Annotated in this window: 19 protein-coding genes and 1 pseudogene; 8 read left to right on the top strand and 12 right to left on the bottom strand. The window is 68.5% G+C overall.

From position 1 onward, the window contains the following. Window positions 1-27 precede the first annotated feature (27 nt). Window positions 28-1,380: a nucleobase:cation symporter-2 family protein gene (locus tag MKL20_RS22665; RefSeq protein WP_244038556.1), complete on the top strand. Its 1,353-nt coding sequence runs from the start codon at window positions 28-30 to the stop codon at window positions 1,378-1,380. Window positions 1,381-1,460: 80 nt separating this feature from the next. Further along, entirely contained in the window at window positions 1,461-3,284 is a 1,824-nt protein-coding gene (atzF, locus tag MKL20_RS22660; RefSeq protein WP_244038555.1) for an allophanate hydrolase, read from the top strand. A 544-nt stretch (window positions 3,285-3,828) separates the two neighbouring features. Here atzF and MKL20_RS22655 read toward each other — a convergent pair. After that, window positions 3,829-4,227 carry a hypothetical protein gene (locus MKL20_RS22655; RefSeq protein WP_244038554.1) on the bottom strand — a complete coding sequence of 133 codons (399 nt, stop codon included), beginning with the start codon at window positions 4,225-4,227 and terminating at the stop codon, window positions 3,829-3,831. A gap of 397 nt (window positions 4,228-4,624) precedes the next feature. Further along, window positions 4,625-5,034, bottom strand: a pseudogene (locus MKL20_RS22650) (DUF1236 domain-containing protein). 478 nt (window positions 5,035-5,512) lie between these two features. Between MKL20_RS22650 and MKL20_RS22645 the strand changes: the two are divergent. From MKL20_RS22645 to MKL20_RS22620, 6 genes are read left to right on the top strand one after another with little or no spacing between them, the layout of a single operon-like run. Further along, window positions 5,513-6,361, top strand: coding sequence for a transporter substrate-binding domain-containing protein (locus MKL20_RS22645; protein ID WP_244038553.1), 849 nt, complete (start codon window positions 5,513-5,515; stop codon window positions 6,359-6,361). Window positions 6,362-6,377: 16 nt separating this feature from the next. Further along, a complete protein-coding gene (locus tag MKL20_RS22640; protein ID WP_244038552.1) occupies window positions 6,378-7,121 on the top strand; it encodes an amino acid ABC transporter permease in 744 nt (247 codons plus the stop codon). A gap of 56 nt (window positions 7,122-7,177) precedes the next feature. Next, window positions 7,178-7,900 carry an amino acid ABC transporter permease gene (locus MKL20_RS22635; protein WP_243966509.1) on the top strand — a complete coding sequence of 241 codons (723 nt, stop codon included), beginning with the start codon at window positions 7,178-7,180 and terminating at the stop codon, window positions 7,898-7,900. A 17-nt stretch (window positions 7,901-7,917) separates the two neighbouring features. After that, window positions 7,918-8,712 (top strand): amino acid ABC transporter ATP-binding protein, encoded by a 795-nt coding sequence (locus MKL20_RS22630; protein ID WP_243966476.1) that lies wholly within the window; start codon window positions 7,918-7,920, stop codon window positions 8,710-8,712. Beyond that, on the top strand, window positions 8,712-10,046 hold the full coding sequence (locus MKL20_RS22625; RefSeq protein WP_244038551.1) for an MmgE/PrpD family protein: 1,335 nt from the start codon (window positions 8,712-8,714) through the stop codon (window positions 10,044-10,046). Before MKL20_RS22630 ends, MKL20_RS22625 begins: the two co-directional genes overlap by 1 nt. 37 nt (window positions 10,047-10,083) lie before the next feature. Next, on the top strand, window positions 10,084-11,385 hold the full coding sequence (locus tag MKL20_RS22620; protein ID WP_244038550.1) for an LLM class flavin-dependent oxidoreductase: 1,302 nt from the start codon (window positions 10,084-10,086) through the stop codon (window positions 11,383-11,385). Between the two features lie 127 nt (window positions 11,386-11,512). On the opposite strand, the gene MKL20_RS22615 is transcribed toward MKL20_RS22620, so the two are convergent. The 10 genes from MKL20_RS22615 to MKL20_RS22570 all read right to left on the bottom strand — a co-directional run bounded on the left by MKL20_RS22615 (window position 11,513) and on the right by MKL20_RS22570 (window position 20,580). Next, window positions 11,513-12,547, bottom strand: coding sequence for a biotin-dependent carboxyltransferase family protein (locus tag MKL20_RS22615; RefSeq protein WP_244038549.1), 1,035 nt, complete (start codon window positions 12,545-12,547; stop codon window positions 11,513-11,515). Beyond that, window positions 12,544-13,266 carry a 5-oxoprolinase subunit B family protein gene (locus tag MKL20_RS22610; RefSeq protein ID WP_244038548.1) on the bottom strand — a complete coding sequence of 241 codons (723 nt, stop codon included), beginning with the start codon at window positions 13,264-13,266 and terminating at the stop codon, window positions 12,544-12,546. Before MKL20_RS22610 ends, MKL20_RS22615 begins: the two co-directional genes overlap by 4 nt. Beyond that, a complete protein-coding gene (locus MKL20_RS22605) occupies window positions 13,263-14,024 on the bottom strand; it encodes a 5-oxoprolinase subunit PxpA (RefSeq protein ID WP_244038547.1) in 762 nt (253 codons plus the stop codon). Before MKL20_RS22605 ends, MKL20_RS22610 begins: the two co-directional genes overlap by 4 nt. 52 nt (window positions 14,025-14,076) lie before the next feature. Next, complete coding sequence (locus tag MKL20_RS22600) at window positions 14,077-14,784, bottom strand: ABC transporter ATP-binding protein (RefSeq protein WP_409568186.1); 708 nt, start codon at window positions 14,782-14,784, stop codon at window positions 14,077-14,079. Further along, on the bottom strand, window positions 14,774-15,517 hold the full coding sequence (locus tag MKL20_RS22595) for an ABC transporter ATP-binding protein (RefSeq protein ID WP_244038546.1): 744 nt from the start codon (window positions 15,515-15,517) through the stop codon (window positions 14,774-14,776). Before MKL20_RS22595 ends, MKL20_RS22600 begins: the two co-directional genes overlap by 11 nt. A gap of 3 nt (window positions 15,518-15,520) precedes the next feature. Beyond that, complete coding sequence (locus MKL20_RS22590; RefSeq protein WP_244038545.1) at window positions 15,521-16,561, bottom strand: branched-chain amino acid ABC transporter permease; 1,041 nt, start codon at window positions 16,559-16,561, stop codon at window positions 15,521-15,523. A gap of 1 nt (window position 16,562) precedes the next feature. Further along, on the bottom strand, window positions 16,563-17,441 hold the full coding sequence (locus MKL20_RS22585) for a branched-chain amino acid ABC transporter permease (RefSeq protein ID WP_244038544.1): 879 nt from the start codon (window positions 17,439-17,441) through the stop codon (window positions 16,563-16,565). 40 nt (window positions 17,442-17,481) lie between these two features. Next, window positions 17,482-18,726 carry an ABC transporter substrate-binding protein gene (locus tag MKL20_RS22580; RefSeq protein WP_244038543.1) on the bottom strand — a complete coding sequence of 415 codons (1,245 nt, stop codon included), beginning with the start codon at window positions 18,724-18,726 and terminating at the stop codon, window positions 17,482-17,484. Window positions 18,727-18,766: 40 nt separating this feature from the next. Further along, entirely contained in the window at window positions 18,767-19,573 is an 807-nt protein-coding gene (locus MKL20_RS22575; protein WP_244038593.1) for a putative hydro-lyase, read from the bottom strand. 110 nt (window positions 19,574-19,683) lie between these two features. After that, the gene (locus MKL20_RS22570) at window positions 19,684-20,580 is read right to left on the bottom strand and encodes a LysR family transcriptional regulator (RefSeq protein WP_244038542.1); all 897 of its coding nucleotides are present in this window, start codon (window positions 20,578-20,580) and stop codon (window positions 19,684-19,686) included. Window positions 20,581-20,881 lie beyond the last annotated feature (301 nt).

Raw genomic sequence — 20,881 nt, 5'->3', positions numbered from 1 at the left:
CCGGGTCGCATGCCGTTGGAGAAGGCCATGGCCGAGCCCGTGCACCCTGTCGATGAAGTCCTGCCAGCACCGCGTCTTTTCGTGCTCGGCCTGCAGCACGTCCTGGTCATGTACGCCAACGCCGTGGCCGTGCCGCTCATCCTCGGCGCGGCCCTCAAGCTGCCCAAGGATCAAATCGCCATGCTGATCAACGCGGACCTGTTCGCCTGCGGGATCGCGACGCTGGTGCAAACGATCGGCTTCGGGCCGTTCGGCATTCGCCTGCCGGTCATCATGGGCGTGACCGCCGTCTCGATCTCGCCGATGCTCGCAATGGCCGCCATGCCGGGCGTCGGGCTCAATGGCATCTACGGTGCGGTGATCGTCGGCGGTCTGTTCGGGCTGTGCGTCGCGCCGTTCGTCAAATACGTGCTGCGCTTCTTCCCGGCCGTGGTCACGGGCACGATCATCACGATGATCGGCGTCGTGCTCATGCGCGTCGGCGTGAACTGGGCCGGTGGCGGAGCTGCGGCGGCCGATTTCGGCGCTGGCGGGTACCTCGCGGTGGCGGGGCTCGTCCTGGCCGTGATCCTCCTGATCATCCGCTTCGGGACCGGCTTCCTGGCCAATATGGCCGTCCTGCTCGGCGTGACCGCCGGCTACCTCGTCACCATCGCGCTCGGCTGGACCGACTTCTCCGGCATCCAGGAGGAGCCTTGGCTCCGCATCGTGCTGCCGCTCCAGTTCGGTTTCCCGACCTTCTACCTGATCCCGTGCCTGACGATGTGCCTGGTGATGACGATCGTGTTCATCGAGGCCACGGGCATGTTCCTGGCACTCGGGGCGATGACCGGCCGTACGGTCGGTCCCGAGGACATCAAGCGCGGCCTGCGCGCGGACTCGCTCGGCACGCTGATCGGCGGCCTCTTCAATACCTTCCCCTATGTGTCCTACTCGCAGAACATCGGGCTGGTCGGCGTGACGAACGTCTACAGCCGCTGGGTCTGCGCGGCGGGCGGCGTGATCATGCTGGCTCTGGGCCTCGTGCCCAAGCTCGCCTTCATCGTCGCCTCGGTGCCTCAATGTGTGCTCGGCGGAGCCGGCTTCATCATGTTCGGCATGGTCGCCGCCACAGGCATCAAGATCCTGAAGAGCGTCGACTACGCCAAGGCGCCGCACAATACGATCGTCGTGGCGATCGCGATCGGTTTCGGTCTGATCCCGATCGTCTCGCCGAACTTCTTCCGGATTTTTCCTGCGGAATTGAAGCCGATCTTCGGTGACGGCATCATCCTGACCTCGATCGCGGCCGTGCTCCTGAACGCCTACTTCAACCGCACCACCGAAGACGAGGCGAACGAGGACGCTGTGCTCGCGGCGCAGGGCGCCGGCCACATCTGAACGGGCACCACCCCGAGCGTCTCCGGGGCGGAATGCCGTCGCGGACACGCCTGTAGGCCATCCGTCGCTGGAGAGCGCACATGCCGGTTCCTCCCTTCCCGACCCTGCCCGCACTTCATGCCGCCTACGCCGAGGGTCTCGCGCCCGAGACCGTAATCGCCGAGACCTACCGGCGGATCGCGGAGGTCGACGATCCCGGTCTGTTCCTCGCGCTCGTGCCGGAGGCACAGGCCCAGGAGGCCGCGCGGGCGCTCGGGGCCTTCGACCCGGTCGCAAAGCCGCTCTGGGGCGTGCCCTTCGCCGTCAAGGACAATATCGATGTCGCCGGGTTTGCGACGACCGCCGCCTGCCCCGCTTTTGCCTACCTGCCGGCGGCCACCGCACCGGCGATCGCGCGACTGATCGCAGCCGGGGCGATCCTGATCGGCAAGAACAACCTCGACCAGTTCGCCACCGGCCTCGTGGGTATTCGGACCCCCTACGCCGTCCCGAGGAACGCCTTCGACCCGACCATGGTCCCGGGAGGCTCCTCATCGGGCTCGGCCGTCTCGGTCGCGCATGGCTTGGTCACGTTCGCGATCGGCACCGACACGGCGGGATCCGGCCGCGTGCCAGCCGGTCTCAACAACGTCGTGGGCCTGAAGCCGTCCCTCGGCAGCATCTCGACGCGCGGCATGGTGCCGGCCTGCCGCACCCTCGACACCATGTCCGTGTTTGCCGGGACCGTCGGCGATGCCGATGCGGTCTACCGGGTGATGCTCGGCTACGATCCCGACGACCCGTTCTCCCGCGCCTTGCCGGTCCCGCCGCGGCCTGGCGCGTGCCCGCCTGGGCTGCGCGTGGGCGTACCGGATGGAGCGAGCCGGCACTTCGGCGGCGACGCCCTGTCGGAGGCGGCCTTCGAGGCCACGCTGACCGATCTCAGGACCGTGATGGGCGGCGAGACGGTGCCGATCGACCTGGCACCGTTCATGGCTGTCGCGGATCTCCTCTATGCGGGCCCCTGGGTCGCCGAGCGCTACCAGGCGATCCGCACCTTCATCGAGGATCAGCCCGAGGCACTGCATCCGACGACGCGCGCGATCATCGCATCGGCGACGACACGCTCGGCAGCCGACGCCTTCGCGGGGCTCTATCGCTTGGCAGAGCTGCGCCGCGCGGCCGAGCGAGTCTGGACGCGGATCGACGTGCTGATCGTGCCGACCTACCCGCGGCCCCGCACGATCGCCGATCTGACCGCCGACCCGATCGGCCCGAACAGCGAACTGGGCACCTACACCAATTTTGTGAACTTGCTGGATCTCTGCGCTCTCGCGGTGCCGGGGCGCTTCCGCAGCGATGGGTTCCCATCGGGCGTGACGCTGATCGCTCAGCGTGGCGCAGACGGTCTGATCGCCGACCTCGGCGCACGGCTGCACGCGGCGGCGGACCTGAGGCTCGGCGTCGGCACCATGCCGGTTTCCCTCGAGACAGCAGGGCAGACGAATGTCGCGCGTGCCCAGGATGACGAGATCGAGATCGCCGTGGTCGGAGCGCATATGTCCGGGCTGCCGTTGAACGGCGAGCTCGTCGGGCTCGGCGGGCGCTTCCTTCGCGCGGTCAGGACGCGTGCGGAGTATCGGCTCCACGCACTTCCGGGCGGTCCGCCGGCGCGGCCGGGCTTGGTTCGGGTCGCGCCCGATATCGGCGCCTCGATCGAGACGGAGGTCTGGGCGCTTTCGACCGCCGGGTTCGGTGCCTTCGTGGCGGCCATCCCGATGCCGCTCACGATCGGAACCCTGCGGCTCTCGGATGGAACGACCCCAAAGGGGTTTCTGGCCGAGGCAGAGAGTGTCGCCGCAGCGCAAGACATCACCGAGCACGGTGGATGGCGTGGCTATCTGGAGGCTCAGCAGGCCGTGTGATGACAAGATGCACAAGGCGATGGCCTCGCTCTCGGACTATGCTCTGTCGGCGCAGGAGGTGGCATTCCGATTCGCTATCGACGAGAAAGCAGGGGTTGCACAGCGGTTTGTGGACGAGCGCCGCTACGAAAAGTCTATAAATCCAATCCAAGCTTTATAGACGCTCCTGACCGAACCGCGGGAGCATGCTCCATAAGCGCGCGTTATGCGAACGATCAGTCTGAGCGTCGCAATCCGACCGCGGTGCTGCATTCAGAAGCGGACGTTTCGTTCACGACCCCTCCCGGTCGTTCAGTCTATTCGAGCACAATCCTGAAACCGGCCATTCGAGCCGCCCACACGATTCCCGTTTCTCCATGTCCGGCAGGCAATTTCGGGAAAACTCAATCAGGAACAGGTTTTGGGAAAGCGGCTCATTCGGCGGCAACGACACCACCGTCACGCCCCGGTTTGCCCGTTCGACCTTAGTTTGTTGAAAGGGGTGATTTCGCCACAGGTAGCCCCGTGCAATGCCCTCGCACCCCCGCTCTTCATAAAGATCGTTTTACGGGAGCCGCGCCTTTTTGATGAGAGCTACCGTTTCGTTTTCAATCATCCCGAGTGTTAGCGGGTCACGGTCATAAGCATTGTCCGTCAAGGCACGTGCGATTCCCAGTGTTGCCTGAACGGCGACCACCATACGCATTTCCGAGACGTCATCGAACTCGCGGCACTGCCTGACCGCGGTCAGAAACCAATCGACGTTCCTGACATGCTCGGAGCTATATCCGTCCGACTGGTGAACGGACATGGTGGTTCGCCGCAGACGCTTGTTCATTGTGTGCCGGGCGAACAACGCATGGTTCATGACGGCCACCTTATCGACATCGGGGGTAGCCAAGGCCTCGGCAATTGTTTGGCGATTCTCCTCTAGCATTACAGTTGCATTCTTTGGCTTTCTCATCGGCGGCTCGTTTTTGTCGGGCTTTAGGCTAGGCCCCTGTCACCATGCTGCGCTCGACAATGCTCGCCGTTACCATCATGGTTGGGCCGGCCGTCGCCGAACCGTCCCGGCCCGTTCTTGGGGCCAACGCGGCTCCCCTCATAGATCCTGCCACGCGCAAGGTGAACGCGACCGTCATCTGGCGCAGGGATGGAGCGAGCAAGGCTCGGGACGTCGCCTGGGACGCGAAGATCCTATCGAACGATGTGCGGTTTCTGGCGCGACTGCTGAACCAAGTGGATGAATGTGCGATTGGGAAGCCAAACGCCTCACAGACGGTCGCTAACAACGACAGCAGCGCGCCCGCGTTTGCGGGTCGCATCCAGGCTGCGCCGAAGTCGAAGCATCCAGAACCAGCCTACTCGATCACCTCGACGATGCGGCGCGTCTGCGGTTCGACGAGCACGGGATGATCGTTGACGATGGTGTAGTGTAGTTTGGCAATGCGAATTCGGGGGGCACGTCGTAGTAGACGACGCCGTCTTCTGGCAGCACCATTCCGACCCGCACCAGTCCCGCGTAGGCGAACGATGGACGTCGCTCGCCGATCACGTAGATGCGGAAGCGCTCGCGCCGGTCGATGCCGAGCATGCTGTTGGCCGTACCGACGGCCGCTCCGATCGCCCCTCCGACCACTGCGCCGAGCGGCCCTGCGATGGCTTCACCACGCTCGCGACCATCCTGTGCGCCGCGCGCCAAGCCCTGTGCATGAGCCGGTGCCACGGCGCCGAGCATCAGCACGACCGGCAGAGAGATCCAAAGTCGCATGGTGTCCTCATCAGGCCGCGTGACGGGTATCCGGGGTCAACTGCACCAAGAAGCGGCTCCGCACCATCGGATCGACGCCTGATCAATGGACCGTGACGGCAAAATGCGCCATTGGCCCGTGAATCCAGGTGTCCATTGCCCGGCTCTCACCGCCGGCATCGCAGCCCCGGCCGTGATCAGCATCGCCATCGCCACGGCACCCAGTCCGCGACGATCACGCGACAGTCATAGCACCGTCGCGACCAGCACCAGCGCACGGTCGCCCCAGTCCAGCCTAGCGCATCCCAGGTGGCCCAGGTGCCTGGCCCGGCGGTGCACGCCTATAGCGGACCGACGCTTTGTCTATTTGTACAGCCGGCGGCGATGGCAAATTCTTCTTTGGTTCGGACGAACTCGGTGTCGCGAAGCGTTCCGGCTTTCCGCGCGTGCCTGTGCCCACTATGGATGGGCTCGCCTCGCGCATCACACCGGAGCCGTCATGGCGCGCACCTCATCGTTCAGATCCTGTCTTAGCGTCGTCGCGCTGGCATCCCTCGGCTTGGTCACCGGCCGGGCGGCACAGGCGGACGCGACACTCGACCGGATCAAGGGTCGGCAGAAGCTCACGGTCGGCATTATCCTCTCCGGCGCCCCGTTCGGCTACATCGACCCGCAGAGCCGCGCCGAGAAGGGCTTCAACATCGATCTGGCACGGGCGCTGGCCGAGAAGCTCGGCGTCAAGGTCGAACTCGTGACGGTCACGCCACCCAACCGCGTGCAGTTCCTGCAGCAGGGCAAGGTCGATATCCTGATCGCTAACATGCAGTTCACCGAGGATCGCGCGAAGATCATGGATCACGTGCAGACCCCGTACGACCGGGCCGGCGGTGCCGCGCTCGGCCGCAAGGACAGCGGGATCAAGGACTGGACGGACCTAAAGGGCAAGCCGGTCTGCATCTCGCAGGGATCCAACTACGCGCAGCCTCTGGCCGACACCTACGGCGCCGCGGTGAAGGGCATCCCGAGCCAGCCGGAATCGATGCTGGCGCTCCAGGGCGGCAATTGTGTCGTCGCCGTCCACGTCGCCCCGACGATCAAGCTGCTGCTCGCCGACCGCCCGAACGATTGGAAGGATTACGCCATCGTCATCCCGACCGAGCTGGAGCCGGCCGACTCGGTGATCTGGCTGCGCAAGGGCGAGCGCGACACCGGCGCGGCCTTCGACACGGCGGTGCGAGAGCTGCACGCGTCGGGGGCGATGCTGGAAATGGCCAAGGCGAACCGCCTGGTCGATCCGACCTTCCTGGAGGAGGCGCGGCGCACATACGCCGCGCCCGCCAAGCCGTGACCGCCTCGCTGCCGGCATGATCGACCAAGCCGTCCGGACCTTCGTCGCCCTCGCGGGTGAGGTCGGCCTGCATTACGATTTCCTCCTGAGCGCGTCCGAGGTCCGGCCCTGGATCGCCGGCATGGGCACGACGCTCCTGCTCGTGCTCCTGGCGATCCCGCTGAGCCTCGCCGCCGGCGTGGCCTTCGCTGCAGCCCTGACCTCGGGTCGACCCTGGCTCGCCGGCCCGGTGCGGGCCTATGTCGAGCTGACCCGCAACACCCCGACCCTCGTCCAGCTCATGTTCGCATTCTTCGCGCTCAACATGCTGCTGTCGAAGGCGCTCGGCGGCGCAGCAAACAACCCGTTCACGCCGTTCTTCTGGGTGGTGGCGGTGACCGGGCTCCACATCGCCGCCTTCCACGCGGAGGCTTTGCGCGGCGGGATCGAGGCCGTGCCCACGGCGATGGTCGAGACCGCCCATGCCATCGGCTTCTCCGCCTTCGAGATCCTGCGCTACGTGACGCTCCCGCTCGCCCTGCGCACGGCCATGCCGGCCATCGTGAACAACCTGGTCAACCTCGTGAAGCTGACCACCATCGGGTCGGCGATCGCGGTCGGCGAGGTGACCTACGCGTCGATCATGATCTGGACGCAGCGCGACAACGTCCTTGAGCTGATGATCGTGATCCTGCTGTTCTTCGGGCTGATCAACACGGTGCTGTCGCAGATCGGCCGCTACGTGGAGCGCCGGCTGGCGGTTCCGGGATACGGCGTTTGAGCACCGCGGCGCTCTCCGCGCGCGGCCGCGCCGCCCTCGGCCCGGCCTGGGCCTGGCTGGCGCTCGCCGCGGCCGGCTGGCTCCTGTGGTTCATGCTTGACGCGCGGCTTGCCCGCGATCTGCTCGACTGGTTGCCCTACCTCGCCTCGGGCTTTGCCATGAACATCCTGATCAGCGTGCTCGCCATGAGTGCTGGCACGCTCGCGGGCGTCACGCTGGGGACGATGGAGCTATCCACCTCGCGGCTCGTGCGCGGGCCGGCTGTGGCCTACGTCCAGGTCTTCCGCAACGCGCCGCATCTCGTGCTGATCTTCGCCACCACCTACATCTTCCCGTTCGAGATCGTTGTGGCCGGCAACTACCTGCCCTTTCCCGATTGGCTGAAGGCGGTGCTCGGGCTCGCGATCCCGGCGAGCGCCTATGTGGCCGAGATCGTCCGCGGGGCGATCCAGTCGGTCCCGACCACGCAATGGGACGCCGCCAAGGGCGTCGGCATGTCCCGCGGCCAGACCCTGCGCTGGATCATCCTGCCCCAGTGCCTGCGCCGCGCGCTGCCGCCCTGGATGAATCTCTACGCCTCGATCACCATGAGCACGGCGCTGGCCTCCCTGGTCGGCGTCCACGAGCTCCTGCACGCCGCCACCGATGCGAGCACGGCGGTTCGCCGCGACGACTTCACCATCGCGATCTACCTGACAGTGCTCGCTGCCTTCTTCCTCTTCTGCTTCCCGATCTCGCGCCTGACGCGGCGTCTCGAACGCCGCTTCGCCCCGCGCTGAAAGCTGAACGCCGCCCCATGGCACAGGACCACATCCCTCGGCCGATCCTCGTCGAACTCCAGGACGTCCACCTGTCCTTCGGTGCAGCCGAGGTGCTCAAGGGCATCGATCTGACGGTGGCGAAGGGGGATGCCGTCTCGATCATCGGTCCGTCCGGATCGGGCAAGTCCACGATCCTGCGCTGCATCAACGGCCTCGCCCAGCCGAAGGCGGGGCGGATCACGGTGGCCGGCACGCGGGTCGACACCCTGCGCACCGAGGCCGAACGGATCGCCCTGCGCAAGCGTATCGGCATCGTGTTCCAGCAATACAACCTGTTCCCGCACCTCACGGTGCTGGAGAACATCACGATCGCGCCGACCCGCATCCTCAAGGTGCCGCGGGCCGAGGCCGAAGCCCTGGCGCGCGACCTGCTCGCCCGGGTCCGCCTCGCCGACAAGGTCTCGGCCTATCCGGGCGAATTGTCCGGCGGCCAGCAGCAGCGCGTCGCCATCGCCCGGGCGCTGGCCATGCGGCCGGAACTGGTCCTGTTCGACGAGGTCACGTCCGCTCTGGATCCCGAGATGGTCGGCGAGGTACTCGCCGTCATCCGCGAGCTCGTCCGCGATGGGCTGACCAGCATTCTCGTCACCCACGAGATGCGCTTCGCCGAGGAGATCAGCGACACGATCGCGTTCACCGAGAACGGCCGGATCGTCGCCCAGGCACCGCCCGCGGAGCTGTTCTACCGGTCTGGCAATCCGCGCATCCGCCAGTTCATCGGCGGCTTCCAGGGCTATCGGGACGCCGTGCAGGACCGGGAGGGAATCTGATGGCGAACCCGCGCACCGCCGCCCTCGCCGAGGCGATCGTCGCGTCTCGCCCGGAGACGGACCCCGCCGCCATGCGTGCGGCGCGGATCGCCCTCGTGGATTTTCTGGCCTGCGCGCTGGCGGGCAGCACCGACCCGTCGCTCGCGACGCTGCGCAGCGTGTTCGGCGATGCGCCCGGCCGCGCCCTGGTGATCGGCGCTGCGCAGCCGGCCGACCCGTTCCTGGCCGCCCTCCTCAACGGCCATGCGGGCCACGTGCTCGATTACGACGACGTGCATGCCAGCGTGCGCGGACACCCGACCACGGTGATCGTCCCGGCCCTGCTGGCCGCTCTCGATCCGGACGCGCTCCCTACCGCGGACGCGTTCCTGGCCGCCTACCTGGTCGGGCTGGAGACCATGGCGCATCTCGGACGCGCGATCGGCCCCGCCCATTACGAGCGCGGCTTCCACGCCACCGCCACCCTCGGACCTCTGGGGGCCGCGGCGGCGGTCGCGCATCTGCGCAGCTTCAGCGTCGGGACGACCGCGATCGCCCTGGGGCTCGGCGCGACGCAGGCGGCGGGCTTACGGCTGCAATTCGGATCCGACGCGAAGCCGCTCCACGCCGGGTTTGCCGCCCGCAACGGCTTGGCGGCGGCGCGCCTGGCCGAAGCCGGCCTGTCCGGCGCGGACGACTGCCTCGACGGCGCGAACGGGTTCCTGCAGGCCTACGGCTTCGGCGAAGAGGCGCCCGAGCGCGTGCTCGAAGGTTGGGGTGCCCCCTGGCAGATCGTCCGGCCCGGCCTGACCCTGAAAGCGTTCCCCTGCTGCACGGCGGCCCATCCCGTGGCGGTAGCCGGCCTCGCCCTCCACCGCGAGGGCATCCGCGACCTGACGCGGGCGACGATCACCTTCCCGCTGGGGGGCGACGCCGCGCTGGTGGTCCGGACGCCGCGCACCGGCATCGAGGCTCGGTTCAGCCCGGAATACATCCTGGCCGCCGCCCTCGTGGACGGGGCGGTTCGGATCGACCATTTCGACGCGCGTCCTGTCCGCCCCGACCTCGTGGCCCTCGCAGCACGGGTCGAGCGCCAGACCGATCAGGCCGCCCGCCGCCTCTCGTCGGATCCAAGCACGCGCTTCGTCGTGGTGGAGATGACGGACGCCCAGGGCCAGACGCACCGCCAGCGCATCGACGGCCTGCCCGGGCTCACAGATCCCGACGACAAGTTCCGGGACGCAACCGCCGGATCCGAGGCGTTGCGTCCGGTGCCCGACCTCGTGCGCAGCATGCACGACGTCAGCGATCTCGCCCGCCTCCTCGCCTGTCTCGCGCAACCGCGGCGGACGTGACCCCGGCCGCCCCCGAACCCCAGCCGTGAGCCCGCCCATGACGACGACTCCGCGACAGATGCATCTCGGCCTGTTCCTGCAGGGAGCCGGCCATCACGTCTCGGGCTGGCGCCACCCGCGCGCCGAGGCCGGCAGCGAGAATTTCGATCTCCTGCGCCGGGTGACGCAGATGGCCGAGGACGCCAAGTTCGACATGGTTTTCCTGGCGGACGGACTGACCAGTGCCGTGGACGCCCACCCTTCGATGATCGCCCGCTTCGAGCCGCTGACGCTGCTGAGCGCGCTGTCCATGGTGACGAGCCGCATCGGCCTCGCCGCGACCTCCTCGACCACCTACGGCGAGCCCTACCACACCGCCCGCGCCTTCGCGTCGCTCGACCATTTGAGCGGCGGACGCGCGGCGTGGAACGTCGTCACCACCTCGTACGCACGCACGGCCAACAACTTCTCCAAGGAGCATCCGGCGCATGACGAGCGCTACGCCGTCGCCGAGGAATTCGTCGACGTGGTCTGCGGCCTCTGGGACAGCTGGGACGACGACGCCTTCGTGAAGGACAAGGCGCGCGGCGTCTACGCCGACCCCGCAAAGGTGCGGGTGCTTGACCATGTCGGCCGCTACTTCCGCGCCAAGGGCCCACTCAACATCCCGCGCTCGCCGCAGGGCCACCCGATCTTGATCCAGGCCGGGTCGTCCGGGCCGGGCCAGGATCTCGCCGCCCGCCGGGCCGACGTGGTGTTCACCGCGCAGCAGACCATCGAGGAGGCGCAGACATTCTACGCGAGCCTTCGGCAGCGCGTCGCCGGCTTCGGCCGCGATCCGTCCACGGTGGCGGTCATGCCGGGCCTCCTGCCGGTCATCGGCCGGACGCTGGAAGAGGCGAGCGCCAAGCTGATCGAGCTGGACCAATGGACCGATATCGCCAGCGCGATGCCGCTTCTCGAGGAACGGCTCGGCCACTCGCTGGCACCCTACGATCTCGACGGCCCGCTCCCGGACCTACCGATCTCGGATCAGCTGCGCAGCCGGGCCGAACTCCTCACCGAGCTGGCCCGCCGGGAAAAACTCACGATCCGGCAGCTCGCCCTCCGGGTGGCGGCCGGACGCGGACACCACATGATCGTCGGCACGGCCACCGACGTTGCCGACCGGATGCAGGCCTGGTTCGAGGGCGGTGCGGCGGACGGCTTCAACGTGATGCCGCCCTTCTTCCCGGACGGCCTCAGCGACTTCGTACGTGAGGTGGTGCCGCTGCTTCAGGAACGTGGCTTGTTCCGGACGAATTACGAAGGCTCGACCCTGCGAGCGCACCTCGGCTTGTCTAAGCCGGAGCCAAGGTAGTAGGTGGCCTTCGTAGGAACGAGTTCCTAGTCCATGCGCCGGCTTCATCCGAGGCGTCCGGCCTGGCAGCCTGATCTCGCTTCGGAACACGGCGGCGGCACACAAGTGCAACCGGACTGAGACACGCCTATCGATGATCGTATCCCCAACCCCGCCCGTCGGTGACTCCGTCGACGAGGTTGAGGCCGAGAAGGAAGTCGGACGAGAAATCGGTTCGCACCACCGGCTCGCGCGGGACCGGGCCACGCAGGAATTCCGCCTCGGCGCGCCGGGCCGCGACCGCATCAGCGACCGATACCGCCCAGAAGGCGATCCGCGTGCCGCCGCGGACCTGGGCCAGCCGTCCGAGATCGGGGCCGATCACCGTGGCGATCTTCGGATAGCCGCCGGTGGATTGCCGGTCCGCCATCAGGATGATCGGCAGGCCGTTGCCGGGCACCTGGATCGCGCCCATCGCGACGCCGTCGGAGACGATGTCGTGGCCCTTGGCGTGCTTGAGCGGTGTGCCGTCCAGGAAGCAGGCCATGCGGTCGCCGCGGGGCGAGACGGTCCAGGGACCGGCGAGGAAAGCGGCGATCTGGTCGGGAGCGAAGTAATCGTCCTGGGGGCCGAGCACGACCCGGATTGTTTCGGGATTCCGGTCGAGCCACGGGACGATCAGGCGATGTGGCGAGACCTCGCCGGCCCGGGGCTCGGCCACCGGGAGGCGATCGCCGGCAGCCAGCCCCCGGCCGTCGAGGCCGCCGACGCCGGAGCGGGTGTGGGTCGCCAGTGAGCCCAGCACCGGGGCGAGGTCGAGCCGACCCTGGACGGCGAGGTAGCCCCAGGACCCGATGTCTCCGGCGCGCACGACCAGGCTCCGGCCCGGCTCCAGCGTGAGCGCGACGGCGGCCGGCAGCGGCTCGCCGTCGAGGGCGATGCGGAACCCCGTGGAGGCGAGCGCCAGCCCAACGGGACCGCCCTCGACCGCGACCGTGACCCCGCCGGTGGAGATCTCGATCGCCGCCGCGTCGAGGGGGGCGCCAGCCGCCCGGTTGGCGGTGGCGTGCATCAGCGGGTCCATCGGCCCTGCGGCGGTGAAGCCGTAGCGCAGGTAGCCGTGCCGGCCGCCATCCTGCAGGGTGATGGCAGGACCGGCGGCCTCGATAATGAGGGCGCTCATGCGGTGGCCCCTTTCCGGGCCACACGCTCGCCCGACGCCTCGCGAGCTGTGAGTGCATCGAAGGTCGCCGCGTCCACCGGCTCGAACCGGATCGCGTCGCCGGCCGCCACAAAGAAGCTCTCCGCGCGTTCGGGGGCGTAGAGCCGGGACGGCGTGGCGCCGACCACGTACCAGCCGGTGGGCATCGGCACGGTGGCGACCGCGGCGAGGCCGCCGCCCACCACCACGGCGTTGCGTGGGTGCGGCGGTCGCGGACTCGCGCGCCGCGGTGTCGCGAGGTCCTTCGGGAGACCTCCGAGATAGGCGAAGCCCGGAGCGAAACCGTACATGTAGACCCGGTAGGTCGCCCCGGCATGGAGCGCGACCACCGCCTCGGGCGACAGCCCAGCACGCCCGGCGAGTTCGGCGACGTCCTCCCCGTGCGGGGCGTCGTAGCAGCAGGGCAGCGTCCACAGGCTGGCCGCTCCTGCGCGCTCCGCAGCGTTCCCGGCCAGCCGCATCACGTGGTCGGCGAGCCGCGCCCGGTCGAGAACGAGAGGGTCGTAGTGCAGCATCAGGGAGCGGTAGGTCGGCACCCGCTCGCGCAGACCCTGTGGCGGATCGGCGGCAAGCGCCTCGTCGAGCGCCAGCACCCGGTCGCTGAGCGCCGGATCGACCGTGGTGCCGAACTCCACGATCAGAGCCGCCTCGCCCGCGTCGAGGAGGCGGGGGGCGCTCATGGCCGGAACGGGGCGAGCGTCACGCCGCCGCCCTCCAGAATGGCGCGGACGGCACGCGCGGTGGCCACCGCGTGGGCGGTGTCCCCGTGGACGCAGATCGAGCGGATCGGGGTCGGCAATTCCCGGCCCGACGCGGTCAGGATGATGCCCCCCTGAACCATGCGCAGCACCCGGTCGGCCGCCAAGTCCGGGTCCGTGACGAAGGCGCCGGGCTGGCTGCGCGGGATCAGCAGCCCATCCTCGGTGTAGCCGCGGTCGGCGAAGATCTCCTGGTGGACCTCAAGCCCCGCGGCATCCCCCGCCGCCACCTGCGCGCTCAGCGCGATGGCGAGCAGGGCGAGGTTCGGATCGACGGCCTTGACCGCGCGCGCGACCGCGTCGGCCACCGAACGCTCCTCCGCCGCGACGTTGCCGAGCGCCCCATGCGTCTTGACGTAGGTGAGCCGGTGCCCGGCATAGGCCGCCAATGCCTGGGCGGCGCCGACCTGATAGGCCACCAGCCGCTCGATCTCGCCCGGGCTGAACGGGATGCGGCGGCGGCCGAAGCCCCACAGGTCGGGGAAGCCCGGATGAGCGCCCACCGCGACCCCCCTCTGCTTCGCCAGAGCGAAGGTGCGGGCCATGATCTCGGGATCGCCCGCGTGCAGGCCGCAGGCGACGTTGGCCGAGGTCACGACGTCGAGGATCGCCGCGTCGTCGCCGCAGGCATAGGCGCCGTAGCCCTCGCCGAGGTCGGAGTTGAGGTCCACGCTGGTCATCGAACGGGCTCCCGACTTACCGTGTGCCGGCGATGCCGGCCGTGGGACGCTATCAGATTCCGAGATAGGCCCGCCGCACCTCAGGATCGTCGCGCACCTGCGCTGCCGGCCCGGAGAGGATGACGCGCCCGGTCTGGAGGACGTAGGCGCGGTCGGCGATGGCGAGGCTCTCGGCGAGCCGCTGCTCGACCAGCAGAACGGTCACGCCGGCGTCGCGGATCGCCGTGACGGCGGCAAAGATCTCGTCGACGAGCTTGGGCATGATGCCCTGCGAGGGCTCGTCGAGCATCAGCAGCCGGGGGCGGGTCATCAGCGCCCGGCCGATGGCCAGCATCTGCTGCTCGCCGCCGGAGAGGGTCGCGGCTCGCTGCGGCAGACGCTCCTTCAACCGGGGGAACAGCGCGAAGACCTGGGCCAGCGGGGCCTCACGGTCGTCCTTGCCCCGGTGCAGATAGCTGCCAAGGCGCAGGTTGTCGGCGACCGAGAGGCGTGGGAACAGCCGCTTGTTCTCAGGGACGTAGGCGACGCCGCGGGCGGTGATGACGTGGCCGGGCAGGCCGTCGAGGCGGGCGCCGTCGAAGGTCACGGCGCCGTCCCGTGGGCGTTCCAGGCCGGCGATCGACTTAAGCAGGGTCGACTTGCCCGCCCCGTTGGCGCCCGCCACCACGACGATCTCGCCTTCGGCGACGGCGAGCGACACGTCCTGGATCGCCAGCAGCCCCTGGTAGGCGGTGGAGAGACCCGCGACCTCAAGCAGCACGGTGACGCTCCCCGAGATAGGCGGTGATCACCGCGTCGTCCCGGACCAACTCGGCCGGAAGCCCCTGGGCCAGCACGCTGCCGAGGTGGAGCACCACCGCGCGGTCGACCAGCGGCATCACCACCTCCATCACGTGCTCGACCATGATCACGGTGACGCCGGCTTCCGCTACACGCCGGATCAGCCCCACGCCGGCCTTGGCCTCGGAGGGCGTAAGGCCGGTGAGCACCTCGTCGAGGAGGAGCAGGCTCGGGCCGGTGGCGAGCGCCCGCGCGACCTCGAGGCGGCGCTTCTCCGGGGGCGTCAGCTCCCCGGCCACCGCCTCGGTGCGGTGAGTGAGCTCGACCCGTTCCAGGGTCTCCAGAGCGGCACGGCGGGCGGCGGCGGCGGTCGGATGGCGGGCCAGCGCGCCGACGGTGACGTTCTCCAGCACGTTCATCGAGTCGAACGAGCGCGGCACCTGGAAGGTGCGGGCGATTCCCCGCCGGCAGCGCTCGGCCGGGGGCAGCCGGGTGATGTCGGCGCCCTCGAACAGGATTCGGCCCCGGTTCGGCCGGTAGACACCGGAGATCAGGTTGAACAGGGTCGACTTGCCGGCCCCGTTCGGGCCGATCAGCCCGAGGATTTCGCCGCGGGCCACGTCGAGGGTCACGTCGCGGTTGGCGACGAGGCCGCCGAAGGCCAGCGTCACGTCGTCGACGCGCAGGATCGGACCGCTCGTATTCGCGCTCACCGGTCAGATCTCCGCGTTGCGCGCCTTGCGCGTGCGCTTGAACAGGCTCAGCACGCCCTCGGGCCGGGCCAAAGACACGATCATCACGAGGGCACCGTAGAAGATCAGGTCGATCCCGCTGCCGGTGCCGCCGAGATAGGAGCGGCTGATCTCGGTGATCGGGATGAGGATCACCGCCCCGACCAGCGCGCCCCACAGCGTGCCGACCCCACCAAGCACCGCCGGCAGGGCGAAGAGCAGGGAGAAGCGGAAGCTCATCACGCTCTCCGGGTCGATATAGGAGACGTAGGCCGCGTAGAGCCCGCCGCCGATGGCCGTGAAGAAGGCCGAGATCGCCGCCGCCGCCATCTTCGAGCGAAACACCTCGACACCAAGGCTCTGGGCGGCGGCCGGGTCGTCCTTCACCGCCCGCCAGCCGTAGCCCCAGCGGGATTCCGCCACTCCGTAGGTCACGAGCCAGGTGGCGACGAACAGGCCGAGGGCGAGGTGGACGTAAGGGACCTTGTCCTGGGCGAACTGGAGGGTCGCCCAGGCATCGGGGTTGAACGGCCATTGCACGCCCATCGCCCCGCCGACGAAGTCCCAGTTCTGCACCAGCAGCAGCCCGGCCTCGGCGATGACGATGGTGGCGATGGAGAAGTAGTGGCCGCCGAGGCGGAAGCAGGGCCAGCCGATCGCCAGGGCCACCAGGGCGGCGATCACCGCGCCGAGACCCAGCCCTGCCCAGGGGGTGATCCCGTAATTCACGAACAGGATGCTGGTCGCGTAGGCGCCGATGCCGAAGTAGAGCGCGTGGCCCAGCGAGATCTGGCCGCAATAGCCTCCAAGGATGTTCCAGCTCTGCGACAGGGCCGCGTAGAGCAGGGTCAGCACCAGCACGTTCTGGAGGTAGACGTCCCGGATCGCGTAGGGCAGGGCGGCGAGCGCCGCGAAGACCACCGCGCCCACATAGAGGCTGCGGCGGCGCTTGGCGGTAAAGCGGCGGGCCGATTCGTCCAGGGGCAGCGATCCGGTCGGGGCTGCGGTGATCGTCGTGCCGGCCATTTCAGAGCCTCCCGAACAGGCCCTGGGGCCGCACCAGAACCACGAGGAGGTAGAGGGCGTAGACGCCCACCGACTTGAGCGAGGGCGGCAGGATCAGGGCGGTTGCCGCCTCGACCAGCCCGACGATCAGGCCCGCTGCCAGGGCGCCGAACACGCTGCCGAAGCCGCCGAGCGCGACGGTGACGTAGGCGATCAGCGCGAAGGCGCCGCCGACGCCGGGATGGATGTAATAGAACACCGCGAGCACGGCGCCCGCGAGCCCGACCAGGGCGGCGCCCAGTCCCCAGCCGAGGGCGAAGACCCGGTTGCAGTCGATGCCGACCAGGGCGACGGCGCCCTGGTCCTCGCGGGTCGCCTCCAGCGCCCGGCCGAAATCGGTCCGCGTCATCAGGAGGAACAGGCCACCGAAGGCGGCGAGCGACACCAGCGCTCCGAAGATCTGCGGCCAGGGCAGGAAGATGCCGCCGAGGTCGAGGGTCTTGCCCCCGAGCCAGGAGTTGGAGAGGCTGCGGTAATCCGGGGTGAACAGGTATTGCGCGACGCCCTGGAGCAGGGTCGCCAGCCCGAAGGTCGCGAAGATCTGCACCATGCCCTGGTTGGCCCGGGCGCGCATCGCGAAGCGGACCACGCCGACATAGACCGTGCCGCCGAGCACGAACATCAGGGCAGCGACCAGGGGCATCAGCACGACGGGATCGAGGCCCGAGACCATCACCAGCCCGAAGGTCGCGTACATGGCGAGCATCAGGAACTCGCCATGGGCGAAGTTGACCACGTCCATCAGGCCGAAGATCAGCGATAGGCCGACCGCGACGAGGCCGTAGATCAGCCCGGTGAGCAGGCCGCTCGCCAGCACCTGCACCAGCGCTTGCATCGTCATTGGTGGGTTCCCGCGGCTGCCGAGGGGGTGAGGCGTACGCTCAAGCGTTCATGGGCCAGACGGCCGGGGCGACGGCCGCGGATTTGGGGAACACCGTCACGAACTTGGTGCCGACGTACTGGATCAGCACCGGCGTCGCGTCCGGGTTTTGGCCGCCGGCATCGAAGGCCACCGTCTTCCAAGGCATGATCGTGCGCGTGCCGGGGATGTCGGTGGCCGCCAGCGCCGCCCGCAGCTTCGCGCCGTCTGTGGAGCCCGCCCGGTTGAGGGCGTCGGCCAGCACGAGCATCGCGGTGAACTGGCGCGAGGTGTTGTCATTGAGGTCGCGGTCGGCCCGCTTGCGGAACATGTCGTTGACGATGCCGACCGACGGGCGCTTGGCGGCCAGATCCAGCGAGAAGCTCGCCCGCGAGATCAGCCCCTGCAGCCGCTCGCCCACTGCATCGAACACCGACTTCTCGGAGAAGCCCGCGGCCTGGGCAATCATCGCTTTCGGCTTGTAGCCGAGCTCACCCATGGTCTTGGTGAGGAGGATCGCGTCGTTGGTGTAGCAGGTCGGCAGCAGCACGTCGGCGCCGGCAGTCTTGAGCGCCTGCACCTCGGCGGTCAGCGAGGGGGAGTTGCTCTTGTACTTCACGTCCGCGGCGACCTTGTAGCCGCGCTCGTTGGCGAGCTTGCGCTGCACGTTGGACGAATCGATGCCGTAGATCGTGTCCTCGTAGAACAGGGCCACCGAGTCGATCGCCGTGCCCTGCTTGCGCAGGCCGTCCATGAAATCGAACATCGCCGCGGAGAACATCTCGTCGTTGGCGGCCGGGCGGAAGATGTATTTCAGGTTCCGCCGGGTCAGGCTCGGCGAGGAGGAATCGGCGCAGACGAAGGGCACGCCGTAGCGCTCGCATACCGCGCTCACCGTGGCCGAGACGCTGGACTGGTAGGCGCCGACGATCGCCACGACCTTGTCCTGGGTGATCAGGCGCTCCGCCTCGGCGCGGCCCTTCTGCGGGTCCCCCTGGTGGTCGGCGATGACGAGGCGGATCTTGGCGCCACCGAGACCTTCGAGGCCGACGCCCTTGGCGGCTGGCAGGTCGAGGTCGTGGCTCTCGTTGATCACGTCGAGGGCCGTCTCGAAGGCGCGGCGGGCATCGACGCCGTTCTGGGCGCTGGCGCCGGACAGGGCGTAGAGCACGCCGACCACCACCTCGTCGGCAGCGATCGCGCGGTGGGACCCGAGGCCCGCGAGCGCCAGGGCGCCAGCGGCCAGAATTTCGCGACGACGCAGCATGGGGCGTTCTCCGAAAGGTGCGGGAGCCGGAATGCGGGAATCACGCCATCGCGAATTCGGCGTTGAGTCGGTCGGTGATGAGCATGCAGCCCGGCGCGTGGGTGATTGCGAAGTCCGGCCGGGCCGACGCGATCACCGACTGGGGGGTGACCCCGCAGGCCCAGAACACCGGAATCTCGTCCGCGCCGATCCGCACCGGGTCGCCGTAATCGGGGGCACTGAGGTCGCGGATGCCGATCAGGTCTGGCCGGGCGAGGTGGACAGGGGCGCCGTGCACCCGGGGATAGCGGGCGGTGATCTCAACGGCACGGATCGCCTGCGCGGGGGTGAGCGGGCGCATCGAGACCACCATCGGCCCCGCGAACGGGCCGGCCGGGGTGCAAGGAATGCTCGTCCGGTACATCGGCACGCGCACGCCCATCTCGACGTGGCGCAGGGGCAGTCCGCCCTCGACGAGGGCCGCCTCGAACGAGAACGAGCAGCCGATGACGAAGGCCACAAGGTCGTCGCGCCAGAGGTCGGCGACCTCCGTCCGCTCCCCGACCACCGTGCCATCGCGCCAGACGCGGTAGCCCGGCACATCGGTGGCGAGGTCGAGGTCGAGACCGAGTTCAGGGATCGTGCGGCTGCCGGGCTGCGACTCGCCGATCACCGGGCAGGATTTCGGGTTGCGCTCGGCGAACAGGCGGAAATCGTCGGCCAGTCGCTCGGGGAAGACGGCAAGATTTCCCTGTACGTAGCCGTCGGCGACACCCGCGGTGCTGCCGGCGATCGTTCCAGCGCGGCAGGCGAGTCGGCTTTCGCGCCCACTCCACGTCGCCCGGGCCCCCAGATCGCTCGCGCGCATTGTCGCCGTGGACGCCATGTTCAGCCTCCTCTGCCTCTCTATGCGGCAAGCCTATCCTTTAGGCAGCGGAGGTCGAATTATCTTTTCTCATCGAAGTTCATAAACCTGGCTTATGGGTCTCTACACCAGTCGAGGGCGATGTCGCGTGCGATCTCGGCGGCCGCCGCCGTGAGGCGGTTGTCCGGAACGTTCTCGTAGGTCGCGGTAAAATCGATGTCTGGCAGGCGCACCGCCGTCTCGACGACGCGCAAGCGTCCGTCCGCCAGTTCAGCCCGCACGGTCTCGGCCGGGATTACCCCGACTCCGATGCCCTCCACCGCCATACGTACGATCGTCGAGAGCGAGGCGCTGCTGTAGAGCCGCGGCGGCGGCAGGTTCGAGCGCGCTAGGAGCTCGCGTAGCTGAGCATAGGGATTGGTGTTACGGGGGTAAGTGATCACGGGGTATCGGACCAGTTCGGCCAAGCCGATCTCGCCGTCGCCGAAATCGAGGCCGGGCGCGGCGATCCAGGCTATCGCGAATCGGGAGAGCGGGAGGTTGATCAGGTTCGGCGCCGTGATGGGCCCAACGAGGAAGGCGAGGTCGAGTTCGTGCCGGGCGAGGGCGTCGCGCATATTCGGTGAGACATCGACCGAGAGGTCTACGGCCACGCCGGGATAGGTTCGGCTCATCGCTTCGATGAACCGCATGAGCCACGTGTGGACCAGGGTCTCCGAAGCGCCGAGCCGCAGCACACCGGTCGTCGCCGCGGGATTGGCGACCGCGCCCATCATCTCAGTGCGTAGGCGCAGGAAGCGCTCGGCATAGCCCAGGAGTTCGCGGCCCTTGGGCGTGAGGACGACGGCACGGGCGCCGCGCTCGAACAGCGGCAGGCCGAACTCCCGTTCCAGCGCGGCGATCCGCTGTGAGACCCCGGGCTGCGTCATGTTCAATCGCTCGGCCGCGCGGCTGAAGCTGCCGAGGGTCGCGGCCCAGTAATAGACGTCGAGGCTTTTCAAATCCGGCATGGCGCCTCGGATGCAGGGCGTGGACCGTTCAGGACGGGCACTCATCGAACATGTGCGATGCATTCCCTCGTCGTCGGCTTGTCGATGAATCCGCGCTCGCCACGACGTGCCTGACGCCATCGCCACCTACGCCACTTGGATGCTGCCAGCCCGATCAACCAGCCTCGAAGGCTTTCACGACCTTCCCAGCAACGGTATGAGGCGTCGAGTTGGCAAGTGACGACCTGACCGGCTGGCCTTGGACCGGGCTGATTGAGAGGATCAGCTAGGACCAGAGGAGCAGGTCCAAAATACCGGTCAG

This window comes from Methylobacterium sp. E-066 (genome assembly GCF_022829635.1).
Lineage (GTDB): Bacteria > Pseudomonadota > Alphaproteobacteria > Rhizobiales > Beijerinckiaceae > Methylobacterium.
The sequence above is the reverse complement of the archived record's forward strand: the minus strand, read 5'-3'. Positions and strand labels throughout refer to the sequence as shown.

Coding starts and splice junctions, on each gene's coding strand:
- MKL20_RS22665 (WP_244038556.1), top strand. CDS start 28: ATGGCCGAGCCCGTGCACCCTGTCGATGAAGTCCTGCCAGCACCGCGT.
- atzF (WP_244038555.1), top strand. CDS start 1,461: ATGCCGGTTCCTCCCTTCCCGACCCTGCCCGCACTTCATGCCGCCTAC.
- MKL20_RS22655 (WP_244038554.1), bottom strand. CDS start 4,227: ATGAGAAAGCCAAAGAATGCAACTGTAATGCTAGAGGAGAATCGCCAA.
- MKL20_RS22645 (WP_244038553.1), top strand. CDS start 5,513: ATGGCGCGCACCTCATCGTTCAGATCCTGTCTTAGCGTCGTCGCGCTG.
- MKL20_RS22640 (WP_244038552.1), top strand. CDS start 6,378: ATGATCGACCAAGCCGTCCGGACCTTCGTCGCCCTCGCGGGTGAGGTC.
- MKL20_RS22630 (WP_243966476.1), top strand. CDS start 7,918: ATGGCACAGGACCACATCCCTCGGCCGATCCTCGTCGAACTCCAGGAC.
- MKL20_RS22625 (WP_244038551.1), top strand. CDS start 8,712: ATGGCGAACCCGCGCACCGCCGCCCTCGCCGAGGCGATCGTCGCGTCT.
- MKL20_RS22620 (WP_244038550.1), top strand. CDS start 10,084: ATGACGACGACTCCGCGACAGATGCATCTCGGCCTGTTCCTGCAGGGA.
- MKL20_RS22615 (WP_244038549.1), bottom strand. CDS start 12,547: ATGAGCGCCCTCATTATCGAGGCCGCCGGTCCTGCCATCACCCTGCAG.
- MKL20_RS22610 (WP_244038548.1), bottom strand. CDS start 13,266: ATGAGCGCCCCCCGCCTCCTCGACGCGGGCGAGGCGGCTCTGATCGTG.
- MKL20_RS22605 (WP_244038547.1), bottom strand. CDS start 14,024: ATGACCAGCGTGGACCTCAACTCCGACCTCGGCGAGGGCTACGGCGCC.
- MKL20_RS22590 (WP_244038545.1), bottom strand. CDS start 16,561: ATGGCCGGCACGACGATCACCGCAGCCCCGACCGGATCGCTGCCCCTG.
- MKL20_RS22585 (WP_244038544.1), bottom strand. CDS start 17,441: ATGACGATGCAAGCGCTGGTGCAGGTGCTGGCGAGCGGCCTGCTCACC.
- MKL20_RS22580 (WP_244038543.1), bottom strand. CDS start 18,726: ATGCTGCGTCGTCGCGAAATTCTGGCCGCTGGCGCCCTGGCGCTCGCG.
- MKL20_RS22575 (WP_244038593.1), bottom strand. CDS start 19,573: ATGCGCGCGAGCGATCTGGGGGCCCGGGCGACGTGGAGTGGGCGCGAA.
- MKL20_RS22570 (WP_244038542.1), bottom strand. CDS start 20,580: ATGCCGGATTTGAAAAGCCTCGACGTCTATTACTGGGCCGCGACCCTC.